We start from the raw sequence: 15,788 nt of genomic DNA, 5'->3' as shown, positions 1-15,788 counted from the left end.
CGAGTATGCAGACATGAGCGCGTTTTATCGGCGTCATTTGCCGGGGAACTTATTATATGATGCTGGTGAGCGTGATCGAAACGGTGGTCGGTATTATTTGGGGACCACCTCTACTCATTTTATTGTTCGGGTTTGGGCTTTTTCTGACCATTCGTTTGCGGTTTTTTCCGATTACCTCCATCGGCGGTTTATTTCGTGCCCATCAAAATGGAAAACGCACGATTGGTGATGGGGATATCTCGCCCATTGAAGCCCTAATGACCGGGCTATCATCAACTGTAGGAACAGGAAATGTTGCCGGCGTTGCGGTCGCTTTAAGTATGGGCGGGCCCGGCGCAATATTCTGGATGTGGATGACGGCATTGCTCGGTGCAGCATGCAGCTACACGGAAACAGTTCTGGCTGTGATGTTTCGAGAAAAGGGAGAAAACCAAGAATATCAAGGTGGGCCGATGTATTATATGGAAAAAGGAATCGGTCGAACCGGGAAAGTACTCGCCTTATTGTTTGCAAGTGCCGGTGTTTTGGCATCACTCGGTACCGGTGCTGCAATTCAAGCGCATTCCATTGCAGATGTTTTTAAAGCTTCGTTCGGATTGCCGAACCTGTTCATCGGTGTTGTGCTGGCATTCGCAACCGGTGTCGTAATTATTGGGGGTATAAGCAGAATTGCCAAAGCGGCACTGTTGCTGACTCCGATCATGGCGATCGCTTACATAGTGGGTGCCTGTACCATAATTTTTTTGAATGCAGATCGACTGCCTGATGCATTTATATCCATCATTCAGGGCGCGTTCGGATATGACGCCGCGATAGGGGGCTTTTCTGGCGTGATGTTTCTTTTAGCGCTACAGCGCGGTGCGGCTCGCGGCTTTTTCTCTAACGAAGCAGGGCAAGGAACTACGCCGATGATTTATGCCTCTGCGAAAGGGGACAATCCTTCACGTCACGGGACCTACGCAGCAACCGGCGTGTTATTTGATACGATTGTCGTTTGTTCCATGACCGCGTTAGCGATTTTAACGTCTGGAATTTTTGATGTTGGTTGTTCAATGTTGACACCGTCCGCCGACGCGGCAGTCAGTGCTAACTGTAAGACTGGAGCGGCCTTAACCGCCGCCGCATTTGAAGCGGGTCTCCCTGGAATTGGTGAAACGCTTGTATCTGTTTGTTTGCTTTTGTTTGCTTGGACGACGATCCTTGGGTGGAGTATCTACGGAGAGCGCTGTAGCATTTACGTTTTTGGTGTGAAATCGGTTACAACGTTTCGGTGGTTTTGGATCGCGTCAACATTATTCGGAGCGCTTGGTTTCAGTACCTTTGTTGAAAGCAATGTTGTTGCGACAAATGCGTTTTGGCTTTTAATGGATTTATTGACGGGCATGATGGCAATACCAAATTTGGTGGCGTTGCTATTCCTTTGGCCCCTTGTTGTGCGTCATCACAATCCAAGATCTTAGTCGATATTCGACTCCGCCATGCTAATTCACGGACTTATTCGACACTGAATTAGCAACGAAAGGCAACACAACTATTTGCTTGATATTGAGACCGCCAAGGGATCGGCATCAAGGCACATATTTTTATCTTCCACGCGCTTGTTTTTCAAAAACTCTTTCCAAAGACGAAAAGCACAATCGCTTCGTGGTAAGACGACATGTTTGTGATTTTTGAATCTCGCGAACTGACTATTTTCGAATTGATCATTGGCCAATATGGCGTCTTCTAAGGGGGTGGCCATGTCATAGTCACCGTTTATGACTAAAACCGGAAGGTCTTTCCGCGTTTCGCCAAGTCGGTGCCGGACCTCAGTCGGGCGGTTTTCCGGCGGTGATGGCCAAAATATACAATAACCGTAATGATTCAGTTCCGATGGCCGCGCTACCCATTCGTCGACCGTAAATGGATCAAAGCTGTCGGCAGGTAACTTGCTAGCGGCATCGGTCAATTCAGCCTTCCGATCCGCTATGCTGGATTGATCATTCCACGGATGAGTCATCTCCGGGCAATCGACCGCCCACGCGACAGTGAATGAATGCCCGCTCGAATTTAGATTTTCACCTGTTTTATAAGAGACAGCACGCATGGCTATCGATTCAAGGTCACTCCAATCGCCAGATTTTTGAGCCTTTATCAAGGCCCCAATAACCGGAACGCGCCAGATAGTCGACGCGGCCCCACGGCTCTTATCGATATTAGGCTGCCGAAGTACCAGACTTGCTAGTAGGCTTGGGTTGAGTTGATCGTATTGGTCCAGATAGGAAGTTTCTTCTTTGTTGGGAAAATCGAGAGGGCGCGGATTGTTACGCAACTCCTTTACTGCCCAGGTGAGGGCATTTAGTGCTTCGTCTCCATTGCATTCACCGCTTCGATCACAGGCCTGATGGAATTGCCTTCTCATTGCGGAATAAAACGACGGATGAAAATCAGGATAAACCAATGGGTACGCACCATCTAAGGCGAGCGTGCGAACGGCATCCGGGTACATCGAAGCGTAAACTGTTGAAAGGTTAGTGCCATAAGAAAAAGCATAAATATCGAGCTGATCTAAACCAAGCGATCGTCTAACGAGATCGAAATCACGTGCAGTATTTGCTGTTGAGATATGAATCCTGTTCGGCCCAATCTGTTCAGCACAGGTATTTATAACGCCGGGTTCAGCATAATGTTTTTCTTCTAGAATAGAGCAGTCAAATTTCGTTGATAAACCTACACCGCGTGGATCAATGCCAAGTAACGCCCGGTTACCGATCATTAGGCGCATGCGAAATTCGGTAAAATTCCATGTATCGAGTGAGGCGCTGATTGCTCCGCCGGGACCGCCATGAACGATCTGAACGGCCTTTTTTCTCCCGAAAGAGGGAAATGCGGGTTGGTGGTAAATGAACGCTACTTGTATCGAATTTTCCGCTGGATTTTGATAATCGAGAGGGGCGGAAATCAAGCCGCACCGTGCATAGGGATACCGTTCCGGACATTTTACTTCTGTTATCGGTATGTCTGAATGTGCCGAGACCAAAGCCGGACCACGCGTATGGAGGCGCGCGAAAACAATCGTGACAAAAATGCCGATCACGAGGAGGATGAATAAACAAAACAACGAAAATATTCTCATCCCCGTTCATCCCGTATATTGCGTTATGTGAAAAGTAATCGGTGCACGTATTGGATTGAATTAAAAATCTGTTTACCCTCAAGACCCGCGAAGACTATAATATTTTTCAATCTATAGTGAAACGCAATCAAGAAGTAGGTTTTTTCATTTTGTGGCCGAATACGAAAGGATCTTCCAAATTACAAAGATAGATTCAGATAATAAGCGGCAATTATTGCAGGCAATGGTCGCTCAGGAGAGCGGTCAGTACCTTGATGCTATTAAAATTTATCGAGCGATCTTGGATGTCTCTCCGCGTAATCAGGACGCGTTGCATCATTTCGGAATGGCTATGTACAAACTTAATCGTGTCGCTGAGGCTCGTCAGTTGTTGCAAGCGTCTCTGTTTGTAGACAATGACCAGCCAAGTGTTCACATGAATTTGGCGCGGATTTGTTTTAACGATAAATCGTTCGACGAGGCAGAGCGGCATTTAGATGAGGTCGCGCGATTGGGCGCGGAAGAATCTGATGCGCGTATTTTAAGGGGGCGTTGCTTTGCGGCGAGATCGCTTCATGTTGAGGCGGCTGAGCAATTTTTATCGGTGCTAGAGAATAATCCGGATGATCTCGATGTCGCGCTGAGGCTCGCAGATTCCTATGATAAATCGGGAAAACTGCAAGACGCAATTATGTATTACGACTACATATTACAGCGCGATCCGACCGACAGAAAAGCAAGAATAAACTATGTTTTATTGCTTCGGAGAATAGGCAGGTTGAATGATTCGCTACAGCGATGTGAGGAAGGTTTAGTCAATTCGCCTACGGACGTCGAGCTTATGCATAATCAAGCGGCTTTATATGAAGAGCTTGGAGAATTTGAGCAAGCTCATGCCGGGTATCTCAAAGTATTAGAGCGCGCTCCTCAAAATGGTATCGCCCTTGGAAGCCTTGTGCGAATGCGTCGACCGAAGCCTACGGAAGATATTCTTGGTAGGGCGAAGAAATTCGTCAACGATGAGAGCGCGCAGGAGTTTGAAAAAGTTTTCGTGCTCTATTCTCTCGGAAGCTATTTCGATAGTAACAAAGATTATCCGTCCGCTTATTTATATTATTCGCAAGCAAATGAACGACAGGCGCAGCGGACAAAATATGATAGACGTAAGATTGAGCATTTTGTTTCAAACCAGATAGCGGACAATACGCCTGATAATTTGGGTATACTTTCTTCTATAGACATCGCCGAAGATTATTGCCCAATTTTTATCCTTGGTATGCCCAGAAGCGGCACCACCTTAACTGAGCAGATAATCTCCAGTCATAGCAAGGTGTTTGGATGTGGTGAGGTGGACTTTTTCGTGAAGTCATTTGGCTTCGGGGATAAACCGGATTTAATGCGACGATATTTTGACAAAAACGGAAAACACTCAACGCATTCTCTAACAGCCCTACGAAACCGATATATTGATCACATCAAAAATGTTTTCGGTGAGCATAAGGTCTTCACCGATAAGATGCCGTTTAACTTTCTTTATACGGGGTTGATCCGCACAATATTTCCCGAAGCGAAAGTTATTCATTGTGTGCGCCATCCAATAGATGTGTGTTTGTCGTGTTATTTTCAAAACTTGACCGGTAATCACGGCTTTTCAATGTCGCTGGAGAACGCCGCCCATTACTATCTCAGCTACTACAAGATCATGAGCCATTATAAAGACCTATTGGGAGAGACGCTTGTTACGCTTAGATATGACACGTTGGTCACAGATTTTGAATCTGAAAGTAAACGCCTGATATCAAGCTGTGGGTTACAGTGGGAAGAGGCATGTTCTGAATTTTATAACACAGATCGTGCAGTGATGACGCCTAGTAATTGGCAGGTTCGACAGCCCATATACAGGTCATCGTTAGAACGTAGGAATAATTACGCTCCTTATTTAAAAATACTCGATGAAGCATTGGCAGTTCCCATCCAGGAATTCGAAAACGGTAGAGGGATATACGGCGATATTGAGTAAAGAGAGGAGTGCGGAACAATTAATCAGGAAAATGAAATAATTCTGAAGTCAAAGGCAGCGCTGGAATGCGGGGATTATCAGGGCGCAGTTCAGGTTTTGAGAGAATTTCTGACCGATAATACAGGGTCTGCTACCATATTTTTACTCATGGGATCAGCTTTATTGAAGTTATATAAATATGAAGATGCCAAGGTAGCATTCGAGCAAGCTTGCGTTCTTGATCCCACTAATTCCGATGCAATTATTGGAAATGCGATTGCCTCGCGGAACGTTGGGGCATTGGAAGAAGCAACTGAATTGTTGAAGGAAGCTATGCTCCTGCGACCGGAATCAGTGACCTCTAGAAGCGAGCTAGCCCATACGCTTATTGAATTAAATAGAGCGGATGAGGCTAAGCTGGTGCTGGACGACTTACCGGCGCACGTACGAGAGACCGTCCGCATTGATACGCTCTATGCGGAAATATTCGCGGCGCAAGGTGATTTTGACGCGGCCAATCGTGTTGTTACGCAGGCTTTAGAGCGTTCACCCGATAATTCCGCCGCTTTGCTTTTATTATCAAAGATTGATGCGTGCTCAAACTTACTATCCAACCCCAATCTTTATCAAAAATTGGAAAACCCAAGCAGTACATTTGAGGAAAAAAGGGATCTCGGATTTGCGCTTGGACGTTCAGCGGAGGCACGCGGGGATTACGACGCGGCATTTCTGGCATATCAGCGTGGCAATGAGGCGCAGAACAGCCTCGCAGAAGCGGCGGTTGGTGCTTATAGCGTCGAAGACCATGAACGGCTTATCGATAGAACAATGAAGATATATAGCCATGAGCGCGTAGCGGCCCTTGCGCGCTATGGGGTCGATGACGGTCGACCAATCTTTATCGTTGGCATGCCGCGATCAGGCACAACACTAATAGAACAGATTTTATCCGCCCATCCGGATGTTTTTGGCGCTGGTGAGAGACAAGCACTTGCAGATGTCAAAAGTTATTTTGAAAAAGTAGCCGTTAGAACTGACACGACCTTGGCTCAAACCGTACCGGAAGCATTTTTCCGCCGCGCAACCGAATTATATTTTTCGAACTTGGCGAATGAGGCGACGCAGTGTGCCAAATTTACTGATAAAAACCCTCACAATTTTTTGTTGATTGGCTTAATACGAATTCTGATGCCACGTGCACGAATTATTCATTGTCGCCGCAACCGGCTCGATACGTGTATTTCCAATTATTTTCAGGTTTTTTCTCACCGACATAATTATTGCAATCGGCTTGATGATTTAGCGCACTATTATCGCCAGTATTTACGGCTGTTCAATTATTGGAACGAATATCAAAAGGATGATATTTTCGAGATTGAATACGAGTCACTGATTGAGCAACCGGAACATAATGTCCGCAATTTGCTTCAGTTTTGTGGTTTGAGTTGGAATGAAAGTTGTTTGGCATTTTATAAGAACAGTCGTCTTGTTTACACGCCCAGCCAGATGCAGGTTCGGAAACCTATCTACACATCATCCGTCGGTCGTTGGCAGCACTACAAAAAATTCTTGACGCCATTGATGTCTGGCCCCGATGCGATTTCTCAATTGCGTTAGGGCAGTTACGTAATTGAATTGTGACAGGCAAATACGCGTTTTGTGACGTTTCTCATGCCTGTCATGGGGCCAACTAGCGATAAACGTGAAATAAATCTGTCGCGTTGCGGGTGGGGCGTCGTCCGGTTTCCAGATGGAGCACCCAAATGCAGATCGTGCGTTTCAGGCCAGATTGTGCGATTACGGGTCTGATCTGATTTCGAGGTAACTGAACATGAAATATAGTCTAAGCCTTATGATCTCTATAACGGCACTTGTCTTTTCGTTGAATGACACTCTACCAGAGAAGGTATATGCCAAGGTGTTTGGTTCTGCGCAGCCACTAAATGGCCATAAAATAGTTGTTTCTTTTTACGAGTTGATTTCCTCTGGCAATGAATTGGTCGGCGAAGAAGTGCTGGTTTCTGGAGTGATAATTCGACACCAAAAGAATTATCCAGTTTTACTTTATGCAGATAAAAAAATGGCGGAACTCGGTGTTGTAGTGAATTCCATACAACTGCAAAGCTTTGACGAAAGTTGTCAAGTGAGTCTTTCGTCATTTAACGGTAGATATGTTTACTTAAGTGGGAAAGTTTCTTCCGGTGTAGGGCGTGCGCTCTTGGACGTAAGCGGAATACTAGTCCTCGCTGACGGTCAGCTACCTACTAGAAAAATATGCTAGTAGGGATGCTGATGAATTAATGTGATTCCTGATTTAGTTTTGCGCGTCTTTGCGCGCGGGCCGGTTCACGGGTCAAAAGCTCGACCCCGAGACGGGCTTGTATTATTATAAAGCCCGTTATTACGACCCGGAAACAGGGAGGTTCTTAACTACAGACCCCATCGGCTATGCGGACCAGATGGAATTTTATGCTTTTTTGCATAATGATTCTAACAATCGGGTGGACCCTGACGGTGTTTTTGCGCAGGCGGCTGTCATCATGGTCGGGTAATGATGTAACACCAGAAAAGACTGATTCAATGGTGAGCGTTCATCCGGTGCAGATGAGTTTTCACTCGTGATATATTTGTCTAGTGAAGTGTTTTTTTGTGATGGGGTGATCTATGCGAACGTATAAAATTAATCACTTGATGCGCAATTTTAGAGAAGCACTTGTGTTGTTAGTGCCAGTTTTTGAAACTATTGATCTTTCTTGGAAGAAAGAGTCTGATCAATACGATGATTTTGATGAAATATCAGAGGCGCTTTTTCGAAATCTTGTAGTGCGAAGCATTTCGAGCGCTATGAACAGTAGTGCTTTAATGGAAAAGCTTGTGTACGGATTTGTTCCCGCACGGCATAATATATATTCCTATATAAGAGTGCGAACATCTACTAATGATATACCGCATGGTGCATTTCTGAGGTTTGCAACTCATCGCAGTCCTTTTGATAAGGTAGTGTATTTACCGGTTTCTAACTCAAATATTCAAAATAATTCAGAAGGCATCATGGGAATTGAAGAAGTTGAATTTTCCTTTGTTAATCGCGAGAATAAAAATAATGAGGTGCAAGAAGTTTTCGAAATAAGTTTGGCATTGTGAAATTAGTGGCGTCGCCTCTGTTCGTCGCGGCATTAGGCATCCGTGCAAACATATCTGTTTTAAAAACCAATTATTACGACCCGGAAACAGGGAGGTTCTTATATACAGATCCATCGGCTATTGGTTTTGGCGGTTATGTAAGCGCGCTGAAAGATTGTGGGCTAAATGGCATTCTGGTAGGAATCCAATCTAACTAAAGGACCGAATTATGAAATTTGCACTCAGCACGGCCCTTATGAGCGTAGCTTACGCGCAATTGCTGTTCTTGTTTTTTGCGTTCCGTGAGCCCGCAAATATTCCGACAGCATTAACTTATAATTTGCTTGGGGGAGCAGGTTATTTCTTGTTATTGTGGGGAATCTCCAAAATTTGGAGGCGATAAATTCCGTACCGCGATATAACTTCAGTAGGGGCCTTCGGCCGGTAGGGCGGGTTGAGTGATCATAGCTGTGTGTAGGTCGGGATTTCTTTGCTCAGATAATCCACCAGCGCTTTCACCGCGGGCAGGGTTCCGCGCCGTGACGGCATAAGGAGGGTTAGCCTCGCTTCGGCGGCGATCCAATCAGGTAATACGCGCACCAATTGATCGGAATTGACCTCGTCGCGGCAGGTATAAGCGGGAACTGCAAGGATGCCGAGCCCGCGCATCGCCGCGTTTTTTAGGGTCACCATGTCATCGCTCGCCAGTCGCGTATTGTAGGGGATGGAGGCCGACAGATCGTCGGGTCCGGTTAGTGACCAAATTCCTTGATGCGATATCCAGCCTAGTTTGAGACCATTCAAACCGTTAAGATCATCGGGGGTCGCAGGGTGCCCATGTAATTCAAGGAATTTCTGGCTGGCAAATAGCCCCCAAGGGACGTTAGCCAATAAACGCTGGATTAGGCTTGAATCTGGTAGATCATTTGTGTGCCCACGAATTGCGAAGTCAATTCCCTCTTCGATCAAATCAACAGATTGTCCTGTTACCTGTAGCGCGATTTCAACGCCGGGATTGTCGCATAGGAAATTTGAAAGAATCTCCTTCAATACAAATTGCGCAGTACTCGCGGAACAAGAAATTGTGACGCGTCCGGATATTTCTTTTGATTGATTGTTGATGGCCGCTTCGGCCGCTTCGATATGATCGAGCGCCGCGCGCGCCTGATCGTAAAAAGCCTGGCCGATGTCTGTCACGTGGAACTGACGCGACGATCGTTGGATGAGTTTAACCCCGAGCCGTTCCTCTAGCTGTTGTATATGTCGGCTTAGGCGTGATTTGGGGACGCCGGTCGCGCGACTGGCCGCTGCGAAGCCGCGCTTTTCGACGACCTGCGCAAAATAGAAATAGTCATTTAGATCCATCGGGACGGTCCTAATCCGCTTATACGTTCCAAAAATAGAACGATAAGTTCTAATCCTAGCAGTTTTCAATCCCATTGTATCGAATATGTTGATGAAAACCGAAGAGGACGACGGAAATGAACATTCAAAGGACAAACAATGGCCAGTCTAGAGGCGCGGTGATCGGTTCGCCTGTTGATGCCCGCGCGATCAGGATTGGAGCGGGGTTCGATGCGCTGGGTTTCAAACACGAAGCGTTTGCCGGCCTGATGGACCCTTTGATCATGGTGGATCATTACACCATGACCGAGCCAACATTCGGTCCACACGGTCATGCGGGCATCTCCGCCGTGTCCATATTATTCGAAGACAGTGTTGGCGTGTTCAACAATCGCGACTCACTCGGCAATGACATTGATCTCCTGCCCGGTGACCTTTATTGGCTGAAAGCCGGTAAGGGCGGTCTTCACGATGAAAAGCCGACAATCGGTTCAAAGACCCATGGCCTGCAATTATTCGTCAACTTACCCGCAACGCAAAAGTTCGATGATCCGTCTTCGCTTCATGTGAAAGTGAAAGACATGCCGGTGATTGAGGGTGATGACCACCGTGTGCGTGTGGTGCTAGGGCAGAGCAATCAAACAAAGGGCGTCTCGTCACCGGTTCTACCCCTGACAATTCTGGATGCGCAGTTCAACAGCGGGGGGCGTTACGTCCATCATTTACCAAAGGGGCATGGCGTGTGGGTGCATCCTGTCTCAGGCGACGCGCTCGTCACGATTGCGGGCGTAGCCACCCGATTGACGCCTAATCAAGCCCTTGCGTTGCAAGCAATAGACGCCACTGCGGTTGAGCTATCGAGCCCGGATGGCGGGCAGGTTGTTCTTATCGAAGGGCAAAGCATCAAAGAGAAATTCGTACAAAGAGGGCCATTCGCCATGAGTACATTGGCCGATATTGAGGCCGTCACAAAGGCCTTCAGGGCCGGAGAATTTGGAACCATCGCTGACTAAAGCAACATAGAAAACGGAGAAACCACCATGAATATACTTGCATTTGCTGCGTCGAATTCAAAACAATCGATCAACAAAGGGCTCGTTGAATACGCGGCCCAAACGCTTGGCAATACGAAACCCTCGGCTGCAATCGACATCATCGATTTAAATGATTTTGAAATGCCGATCTATAGCACTGATCGCGAACTCGACACCGGTATCCCAGACGCGGCCACTCAGTTCCTTGGTAAAATTCAAGCCGCAGATGTCATTATTGTTTCCTTTGCGGAGCATAATGGTTCGTATACGGCGGCATATAAAAACATATTTGATTGGGTCTCGCGAATAGACGCCAAGGTCTATAATGACAAAAAGATCGTCGCTTTCTCTGCATCCCCCGGCGGTATGGGCGGCGCATCAGTGCTGGCAGCATTCGCGGCTTCCGCGCAGTTTTTTGGCGGCACAATTTTGTCCACTCTTTCCGTTGGCTCATTCTATGACCGGTTTGATGCAGAAAAAGGCCAGCCAATCGACGAGGCCCTTGCCGAGCAAATCGTGGAAACTTTACGACCTATCGCGGATCTGTAATCGCGCGGGGTAGTAGATATGTCCTGACCGCAACGGCTCAGTGATTGCGGTCAGTAGCAGCCATCGGCCGGTGGGGCAGGTTGAGCATATGCGATACCCGCCGATCATCTTTACCAAGAGCGCGGAAATGGGCATGATGAGGGTATGCCGAACTACCTCCGCCTTTATGTTCTCGGTGCAACGTATTTCTTCACGATCAACCTGGCAGGATTGGAAAAGGAATACGGCCGGCCGATCGCCATTCCGGCTGAAGACTGGCGGTCAGCGCATCTGGGCGAACTATGATGGCGGATATCGCACACGCTCATCCCGCCCTACGCTTGCTGGGAATGCGTCAGAATTCCCCGCTGCGGAAGATTATGTTGGGAGAGTGTTTATGCGCCGCTGCCGTGTAGTCGATGTTTTAGCAATAATCCTTATCCTAATGTTTTTCGTGCTAATGATTAAGCTCGAAATATTGTCTCCTTTAAAGGCAGCGTTTGCGGTTTTTTTGGGCGTGTTGTCCGTGATTTTGGGTCTTGCTTGGTCAAAGTTGGCTGATAGAAGCGGCAAAAATCGCGACAAAACCAAATTCTGAAAAGTGCAAAATTAATAAGGGCTGATGCCGTTGCATCCTATTTGAAGATGACGCCTTTAAAGGCGTTGATGTCATCCATGACAGCAACCTCGTCTGCTGTTAGGTCATCTTTCAAGTCATATGCATGTGAAGCGTAAACCTCATATGTCGTCCATTCGCTTTGTGACATTGGAATGGTTGAAACGCTTTCTTCGCGCTCTGCGGCATCTTTTAACTTTTGCGTCAACGCTTTGAACTTATCGAATGACGTCAAATCGTACATTGAATTATCAATAGCTTCCGGATAACCGATCATCTTTTCAAACACGTTTACGAGCGTTGATAGGGTGGGGTGATCCAGCTCTACATCCCTATAACTTATCGATGCTTGATCCATATTTGCTTCGGTCCCTATATGCCGCGGCGTGTGCTCGCCTCCTGAATACTCTGACTCCACATTTTCTCGACGTGAACAGGCTATCCTTCACAATTGATCGCGGCAATGTGGTGGTGGAGTTGATGGCCTCAACTTTGATGCCACACCCCTTCGGGGCCATATTCCGCACGAAAGGTCTCTACCGAGGCGGAGTTTGGCGACGCTTCCGGATGCCGTGAAAAGCAGCATGGTCACCAGCGAAAATCCAAAACCGATATGGGGAGGGCTGCGCCAGCCTTGGCCAGAATAGGGCCTCGGTCGGTACAGGCGTGTCGGTTTGGTCGGGTCTGGTTAATAGGCACCAAAGTCACATTTGTTACGACTGCCGGCCTTGGGTTCAATTTGGGAATCGCGGTCGGGCAGTGAGGGAGAAAATCGGTCGACCTGTCAAAATGAATCGGCAATGCCAACTGATAGTTGAAATCTGGCGCGCGGAATTACACCTCGGGTTGTTCAAAGTTGAAATTCGAAAAAAAATTTATTGGATAGTGTCGCCAATAGCTCAGTGGGCGCACTATCTGCGCCATTCAAAAATCTGTCATATAAAATTCCCCGTATTTCCTTAGGTTTTATCGAGGGCGAAGCGTCGGGGTTTGGCTTCTGTTTTTGTTGCGCTGGTGAACGTCGTGCGCTTTTGGCGCGCTCAAATTCTCTTTTGCGAAGTTGTCATAAAAGCTTTTTTTTCTGTCACAAAAGCGTTTCACCTTTGCGCTATCCGCGTCGCTGTGTCGTTGCGTGGGGCAACGGCTGTCCCAGTTCCTATGCATGTAACCTCGCGGGGGTCTTTAAATGCGCGTCTTCAAACATTTTCAAAAAACTCTTTTAGCCGGTGTCGGCGTTCTCGCTCTTGCTGCTTGTACGCAGGGCGAAAACATCGAATCACCGGGTGCGACAAATCCGGGAACACCTCCGGGCGGCGGCAACAATGGCGGCGGCAACAATGGCGGCGGCAATGGCAACACAGCCGAATGTCCTACTGGTTTCACAACAGGCACCAGCGTTGGCGGCCTGACGGTTTGTAATATTTCTGGCTCAATTCTCGGCGACCTGACATTGCCATATGTCAGCGGCGTTGCTTATCAGTTAAACGGCCGTGTCGATGTTGGTATCGATGTTGGCGCTGACGGCGCGACGCCGGGCGGCTCTGCCGGCACCCTGACGATTGAGCCGGGTGTGACGGTTTTCGGCGCAAGTGGCGCTGACTATCTCGTTGTTAACCGCGGTTCGCGCCTCGTCGCTGATGGTACACAAGACGCGCCAATCATTTTCACCAGTGAAAACGACATCGAGCGCCGGGCCGTAGACGCATCTGACACAGGCGGCTCAAACATTTCTGAGTGGGGCGGCGTTGTTGTTCTCGGTCAGGCACCGATCAGCCGCTGTCAGACGGCTGCGACACCGGGCACCGACCAGTGCACAAACGTCGTTGAAGGCGTCACAAGCCCAGAGGCTTCTTATGGCGGTTCAGACGCAAATGACGACAGCGGTATCATCCGCTATGCGCAGATCCGCTTTGCGGGGTTCGCGATCAATCAGCAAGGCAACGAGCTAAACGGCCTGACACTCGCTGGTGTTGGTGACGGAACAACGATCGAAAATGTTCAAGTCCACAACAACTCAGATGATGGCATCGAAATGTTCGGTGGTACGGCGAACCTGAAATATATCGTTCTTACGGGTAACGATGATGACTCGCTGGATACAGACAATGGCTGGACAGGGAACGTTCAGTATCTCGCAATTAAACAGCGCGACGATGGCGGCGACAACGGTTTCGAAATGTCGAGCACGCTTGATGGCGCAGACAACCCTGTGGTGCCGCAAACCAATCCGACAATTGCGAACTTCACAGTCGTTGGTGGTCGTTCAAATGCGTTCCGCATCAACACAGGCCACATTGGCCGGTTCCTGAACGGTGTTGTCGCTTACGACACAAACTGCTTCCGCTGGCAGGATTCAGCCGGTGATACGGATCCATCTTCCTATTCAGGTTTGACGGACCCAACATTCAACTCTGTTCTTTTCGACTGTGCCGCGCTTACAGATGCGAGCCCAGACGTTCCGGCGGCGGTTGATTCAGTCAATGCCGATGCGAACAATGTTGTTGGTGCAAGCTCGCTGACATCAATGATGTTCCCTGGGCCAAACGAGCAGGGCGTTACGGCGTTTGACCTGACCACACTTCCAGGCAGCTTTTTTGAAGACACCGATTACATCGGTGCGTTCAGCCCGATGGAATCAGAGACCAATAACTGGGCCGCTGGTTGGACATTCGCGCTCTTCCCGGCACCAAGCTGCCCAACGGGTACAACGCGGACAGGTGAAATCGACGGCAAAAATGTTTGTGCGGTCGCGGGTGTTCAAACTGAAGACCTGACACTTACACGCGGGAACTACTACGAGCTCGAAGGTCGCGTAGACATTGGTGTTGACGTTGGTGCTGACGGTACTGCGCCAAATGGTGACGTAGCCGTTCTAACGATTGAGCCGGGTGCGGTTATCTTTGGTAACAGCGGCGCAGACTACCTCGTTGTGAACCGTGGTTCGCAAATCTTCTCAAACGGTACTCGTCAAAACCCAGTAATCTTCACGTCACAGGCTGACCTTGAAGACACACAAGCTGATCCTGAAAATGCGATCTCAGAGTGGGGCGGTATCGTCGTTCTTGGCGACGCACCGATCAGCCGTTGTCAGACAGCCGCAACACCGGGCACCAACCAGTGCACGAACGTTGTTGAAGGCGTGACCAACCCTGAAGCATCTTATGGTGGTTCGGACGCGACAGACAGCAGCGGTTCAATCCGTTACACGCAAATCAAGCACGCTGGCTTCGCGATCAACCAACAAGGTAACGAGCTGAACGGTCTTACGATGGCTGGTGTCGGTTCTGGTACTACAATCGAGTATGTTCAGGTCCACAACAACTCTGACGATGGCATCGAAATGTTCGGCGGTACGGCGAACCTTAAGAACATTGTTCTGACCGGTAACGACGATGACTCACTCGATACCGATAACGGTTGGACTGGTAACCTTCAGTATCTGATCATCACGCAGCGTGCGACTGGTGGCGATAACGCATTCGAAATGTCGAGCACGCTCGATGTTGCGGACAACCCGGTTACGCCTCAGACAAACCCAACGATTGCCAACTTCACAGTCGTCGGTGCACGGTCTAACGCATTCCGGATCAATACCGGTCACATTGGTCGCTTCCTGAACGGTGTCGTTGCTTACGACTCAAGCTGCTTGCGGTGGGAAGATACAGCCGGTGATACAGACCCATCATCATACTCAGGTCTGACCGATCCAACGTTCAACTCAGTTCTCTTTGACTGTGTGTCACTGACCAACGCGTCTCCAGATACGCCTGCGGCAGTGGATTCGGTTAACGCTGACGCAAACAACTCTACGAATGTTTCAAACAGCCTGATTAATGTCTTTATTAACGGCCCGAATGAAGCAGCCGCGACTGCGTTCGATCTCACAACACTCGGCGATCCATTCTTTGAAGACACTGATTATATCGGTGCGGTCAAAGATGCGAATGACCGTTGGTGGGCAGATTGGAGCTGCGGCCTCGAAGCAAGTACGCCTTGTTAAGTATTGAAAAATGCGACGCTCCGGTTTTCGCCGGAGCGTCGCTCACTTGT

Annotated in this window: 13 protein-coding genes; 10 read left to right on the top strand and 3 right to left on the bottom strand. The window is 48.4% G+C overall.

Annotated features, from left to right (window positions below; genetic code table 11):
• Nucleotides 1-56 precede the first annotated feature (56 nt).
• Nucleotides 57-1,460 (top strand): alanine/glycine:cation symporter family protein, encoded by a 1,404-nt coding sequence (locus tag ABFZ83_RS07225; RefSeq protein ID WP_411818767.1) that lies wholly within the window; start codon nucleotides 57-59, stop codon nucleotides 1,458-1,460.
• Nucleotides 1,461-1,531: 71 nt separating this feature from the next.
• Here ABFZ83_RS07225 and ABFZ83_RS07220 read toward each other — a convergent pair whose 3' ends face one another.
• Nucleotides 1,532-3,115, bottom strand: coding sequence for an alpha/beta fold hydrolase (locus tag ABFZ83_RS07220; RefSeq protein ID WP_411818766.1), 1,584 nt, complete (start codon nucleotides 3,113-3,115; stop codon nucleotides 1,532-1,534).
• A gap of 151 nt (nucleotides 3,116-3,266) precedes the next feature.
• On the opposite strand from ABFZ83_RS07220, the gene ABFZ83_RS07215 reads away from it, so the two are divergent.
• From ABFZ83_RS07215 to ABFZ83_RS07195, 5 genes are all read left to right on the top strand, one after another.
• Entirely contained in the window at nucleotides 3,267-5,114 is a 1,848-nt protein-coding gene (locus ABFZ83_RS07215; RefSeq protein WP_411818765.1) for a sulfotransferase, read from the top strand.
• 162 nt (nucleotides 5,115-5,276) lie between these two features.
• Nucleotides 5,277-6,710, top strand: coding sequence for a tetratricopeptide repeat-containing sulfotransferase family protein (locus tag ABFZ83_RS07210; protein WP_411818764.1), 1,434 nt, complete (start codon nucleotides 5,277-5,279; stop codon nucleotides 6,708-6,710).
• A gap of 214 nt (nucleotides 6,711-6,924) precedes the next feature.
• Complete coding sequence (locus tag ABFZ83_RS07205; protein WP_411818763.1) at nucleotides 6,925-7,374, top strand: hypothetical protein; 450 nt, start codon at nucleotides 6,925-6,927, stop codon at nucleotides 7,372-7,374.
• 49 nt (nucleotides 7,375-7,423) lie between these two features.
• On the top strand, nucleotides 7,424-7,645 hold the full coding sequence (locus ABFZ83_RS07200; RefSeq protein ID WP_411818762.1) for an RHS repeat-associated core domain-containing protein: 222 nt from the start codon (nucleotides 7,424-7,426) through the stop codon (nucleotides 7,643-7,645).
• Nucleotides 7,646-7,757: 112 nt separating this feature from the next.
• Nucleotides 7,758-8,237, top strand: a complete 480-nt coding sequence (locus ABFZ83_RS07195) for a hypothetical protein (RefSeq protein ID WP_411818761.1) — start codon at nucleotides 7,758-7,760, stop codon at nucleotides 8,235-8,237.
• 441 nt (nucleotides 8,238-8,678) lie between these two features.
• On the opposite strand, the gene ABFZ83_RS07190 is transcribed toward ABFZ83_RS07195, so the two are convergent.
• Nucleotides 8,679-9,581 carry a LysR substrate-binding domain-containing protein gene (locus ABFZ83_RS07190; protein WP_411818760.1) on the bottom strand — a complete coding sequence of 301 codons (903 nt, stop codon included), beginning with the start codon at nucleotides 9,579-9,581 and terminating at the stop codon, nucleotides 8,679-8,681.
• Nucleotides 9,582-9,697: 116 nt separating this feature from the next.
• Between ABFZ83_RS07190 and ABFZ83_RS07185 the strand changes: the two genes are divergently transcribed.
• The 3 genes from ABFZ83_RS07185 (at nucleotide 9,698) to ABFZ83_RS07175 (ending at nucleotide 11,428) form a co-directional block, all read left to right on the top strand.
• Nucleotides 9,698-10,573 carry a pirin family protein gene (locus tag ABFZ83_RS07185; RefSeq protein ID WP_411818759.1) on the top strand — a complete coding sequence of 292 codons (876 nt, stop codon included), beginning with the start codon at nucleotides 9,698-9,700 and terminating at the stop codon, nucleotides 10,571-10,573.
• Nucleotides 10,574-10,600: 27 nt separating this feature from the next.
• Nucleotides 10,601-11,143, top strand: a complete 543-nt coding sequence (locus ABFZ83_RS07180; protein ID WP_411818758.1) for an NADPH-dependent FMN reductase — start codon at nucleotides 10,601-10,603, stop codon at nucleotides 11,141-11,143.
• A 144-nt stretch (nucleotides 11,144-11,287) separates the two neighbouring features.
• Entirely contained in the window at nucleotides 11,288-11,428 is a 141-nt protein-coding gene (locus ABFZ83_RS07175) for a hypothetical protein (protein ID WP_411818757.1), read from the top strand.
• A gap of 329 nt (nucleotides 11,429-11,757) precedes the next feature.
• On the opposite strand, the gene ABFZ83_RS07170 is transcribed toward ABFZ83_RS07175, so the two are convergent.
• The gene (locus ABFZ83_RS07170) at nucleotides 11,758-12,096 is read right to left on the bottom strand and encodes a hypothetical protein (protein WP_411818756.1); all 339 of its coding nucleotides are present in this window, start codon (nucleotides 12,094-12,096) and stop codon (nucleotides 11,758-11,760) included.
• A gap of 828 nt (nucleotides 12,097-12,924) precedes the next feature.
• Here ABFZ83_RS07170 and ABFZ83_RS07165 point away from each other — a divergent pair.
• A complete protein-coding gene (locus ABFZ83_RS07165) occupies nucleotides 12,925-15,738 on the top strand; it encodes a hypothetical protein (RefSeq protein ID WP_411818755.1) in 2,814 nt (937 codons plus the stop codon).
• Nucleotides 15,739-15,788 lie beyond the last annotated feature (50 nt).

The organism is Hyphococcus formosus (assembly GCF_046736345.1).
Taxonomy (GTDB): Bacteria; Pseudomonadota; Alphaproteobacteria; order Caulobacterales; family Parvularculaceae; genus Hyphococcus; species Hyphococcus formosus.
This window is presented reverse-complemented; position numbering and strand designations above follow the sequence as displayed.

Excerpts from the sequence above, each read along its gene's own strand:
- ABFZ83_RS07225 (WP_411818767.1), top strand. The coding sequence starts at position 57 with ATGATGCTGGTGAGCGTGATCGAAACGGTGGTCGGTATTATTTGGGGA.
- ABFZ83_RS07220 (WP_411818766.1), bottom strand. The coding sequence starts at position 3,115 with ATGAGAATATTTTCGTTGTTTTGTTTATTCATCCTCCTCGTGATCGGC.
- ABFZ83_RS07205 (WP_411818763.1), top strand. The coding sequence starts at position 6,925 with ATGAAATATAGTCTAAGCCTTATGATCTCTATAACGGCACTTGTCTTT.
- ABFZ83_RS07195 (WP_411818761.1), top strand. The coding sequence starts at position 7,758 with ATGCGAACGTATAAAATTAATCACTTGATGCGCAATTTTAGAGAAGCA.
- ABFZ83_RS07190 (WP_411818760.1), bottom strand. The coding sequence starts at position 9,581 with ATGGATCTAAATGACTATTTCTATTTTGCGCAGGTCGTCGAAAAGCGC.
- ABFZ83_RS07185 (WP_411818759.1), top strand. The coding sequence starts at position 9,698 with ATGAACATTCAAAGGACAAACAATGGCCAGTCTAGAGGCGCGGTGATC.
- ABFZ83_RS07180 (WP_411818758.1), top strand. The coding sequence starts at position 10,601 with ATGAATATACTTGCATTTGCTGCGTCGAATTCAAAACAATCGATCAAC.
- ABFZ83_RS07175 (WP_411818757.1), top strand. The coding sequence starts at position 11,288 with ATGCCGAACTACCTCCGCCTTTATGTTCTCGGTGCAACGTATTTCTTC.
- ABFZ83_RS07170 (WP_411818756.1), bottom strand. The coding sequence starts at position 12,096 with ATGGATCAAGCATCGATAAGTTATAGGGATGTAGAGCTGGATCACCCC.
- ABFZ83_RS07165 (WP_411818755.1), top strand. The coding sequence starts at position 12,925 with ATGCGCGTCTTCAAACATTTTCAAAAAACTCTTTTAGCCGGTGTCGGC.